The sequence below is a fragment of the Neobacillus drentensis genome, from assembly GCF_036962765.1.
GTDB classification, from domain to species: Bacteria; Bacillota; Bacilli; order Bacillales; family Cytobacillaceae; genus Neobacillus; species Neobacillus drentensis_C.
In genome coordinates, this window is sequence record NZ_JBALOS010000300.1 from 1,540 (window position 1) to 2,831 (window position 1,292).

A 1,292-nucleotide genomic window follows, 5' to 3' on the forward strand; every position below is an offset into this window, starting at 1 on the left:
TTACGAAAAGAGCCTTTAAATATAAAGTCCTGCCAAGAAAATTCCCAGTGATTTTTTATAAATATCATCAAACATTGATAACGGAAGGGGATTAATTCCACGGCCGAGCTCAATTGTGAAGCCTGTTCGCTGCCAATCTTGAATAAACCAGTCCTTGAAACCTGCATAGCTTTCAAGAGTTTTAACCGGTTCATATCCACTGACACGGCAAAATTCTTTTACGATCTCTTCTGATTCAGCAGGCTCGAGATTTTCAAATCCCCAATAGATGACCTCACCTTGTGTATGGAAGGCCAGAACTCTTGCAAAATCACGTTCCTTTGTCAGTTTCGCCATAGCAATGGCTTCTGGCTCTAATAAGGGTTTTTCCCCCACATAGTCTCTCGGGCCAGGCTCATTTGGGTTTCGTGCCTTCTCTAATTCCCATCTAGCCGGGAATTGGTCATTTAGATCGACACCTCTAATATTTGCTTTCCATTCTGTAAAGTCTGTACTTCCTTTATTTAAATCAACCACTTTACTTTGCCAGTTTTCATTTTCAGGTGGACCGTTTAATACGAGGTCAACTCCATCGGGATTAACCATTGGGACGATCGACAATGTACTTTGTTGATACAAAGGAAATGATTGAAGACCTCTGATCGGATAGTGATTAGTTAGCGATAATAAATAATCATTCAAAAAAGTCATAATCACCAACGACGTAATCCACTCATTGGCATGGAAGGAACCATTATAATGAACCCTTTTTTCACCTGTTCCTAACTTGATTTCAGAAATTTCTTTTCCGAGAACGGTCTTACCTATAGTGGATACTTGCAAGAATGGATATGCCTCTTTTAATCGGTTCATATCTTTCAGCAGTTTGCTGTAATCATATTTTTGGCCACTTTCCACTAACCTCCCGGTAATCCGTGTTGGTACCGTTATCGTTTGCCCTGGAGTGAGATTTGATGCATCTAACTCGGGATTAACCAACTCCACTGCTTCAAGTGGAAGATTCATGTTTTGTGCAATGCTCCAAAAAGAGTCTCCGGGACGTATTTGATGTTCGTTGGCAACAAAACCAGGAATCTGTACCTGTTGGCCGACAGAAAGATTATTTGGATCAATCGTTGGGTTGGAATCATTCAAAAGCTGTAAATTAACCTGAAACATTTGGCTGTAACGCCATAATGAATCACCTTGTCTAACAACAATCTCCATTTAGACCCTCCTGCATAAAAAATAGTATTAATAATATCTATGCTATCCGGAATAAATTATTTGTTAGATTTATGGTGTCAGGCACC

General features: G+C 39.8%; 1 protein-coding gene. It reads right to left on the reverse strand.

All coding sequences use genetic code 11. The features are described from left to right. Positions 1-15 precede the first annotated feature (15 nt). Positions 16-1,206, reverse strand: a complete 1,191-nt coding sequence (locus tag V7137_RS27505; RefSeq protein WP_335701014.1) for a M14 family metallopeptidase — start codon at positions 1,204-1,206, stop codon at positions 16-18. Between the last annotated feature and the right edge of the window lie 86 nt (positions 1,207-1,292).

What these genes read in the sequence shown, in the direction of transcription:
- V7137_RS27505 (WP_335701014.1), bottom strand. Translation starts at nt 1,206, where the DNA reads ATGGAGATTGTTGTTAGACAAGGTGATTCATTATGGCGTTACAGCCAA.